The following is a 572-nucleotide window of genomic DNA, read 5'->3' as shown; positions in this document are numbered from 1 at the left end:
ATTATTAGCATTCGCTTTTATTCCTAACCCAGAAAATAAAAAAATAGTAAACCATATTGACGGAAACAAGCAAAATAACGATTTAAATAACCTAGAATGGTGTACTAGCCAAGAAAATACATTGCACGGAATATATGTATTGAAAACCATAAACCAAAAGGGGAGGATTAAAAAATGACTAACATATTTGATAAAGTACAGACAGCCAAGCATTTAAAAGAGCGAGAAGACTTAATAAATTTAAAAGATGACTGGCTTATTGATACTTTAATGCCAAGTTCGCAAGCTGGAATATTAGTAGCACCGTTTAAGTCGTTTAAAAGCTCTCTAGCAATGCACATGGCTTTAATGGTATCGCAAGGACTACCTTTTTTTGGTTATGACACAAAGCGTAGTAAGACACTATACATCGACAATGAGGACACGGACAGAGAGTTAAACAAAAGGCTTAGAAATAAAGATAATGCACCAGAAGACTTGCATTTCTTAACAGGTGGCGAGTTTATGCTTGATGATTCGCACCACATGAATTTATTGTATGAGTACATCAAAGAAAATGATATCAAGTTCGT

2 protein-coding genes are annotated in these 572 nt (G+C 34.1%); both read left to right on the top strand.

From position 1 onward, the window contains the following. Positions 1–19: 19 nt before the first annotated feature. Positions 20–178 carry an HNH endonuclease gene (locus tag BAZ21_RS28360; RefSeq protein ID WP_305953043.1) on the top strand — a complete coding sequence of 53 codons (159 nt, stop codon included), beginning with the start codon at positions 20–22 and terminating at the stop codon, positions 176–178. Continuing rightward, positions 175–572: AAA family ATPase (locus BAZ21_RS27510; protein ID WP_176718237.1), on the top strand; the 398-nt coding region annotated here is incomplete at its 3' end. The genes BAZ21_RS28360 and BAZ21_RS27510, both read left to right, overlap by 4 nt.

The sequence above is a fragment of the Paenibacillus kribbensis genome, from assembly GCF_001705305.1.
Classification (GTDB): Bacteria; Bacillota; Bacilli; order Paenibacillales; family Paenibacillaceae; genus Paenibacillus; species Paenibacillus kribbensis_B.
Note: the sequence above shows the minus strand (reverse complement) of the source record. Positions and strands in the feature narration are given on the sequence as shown.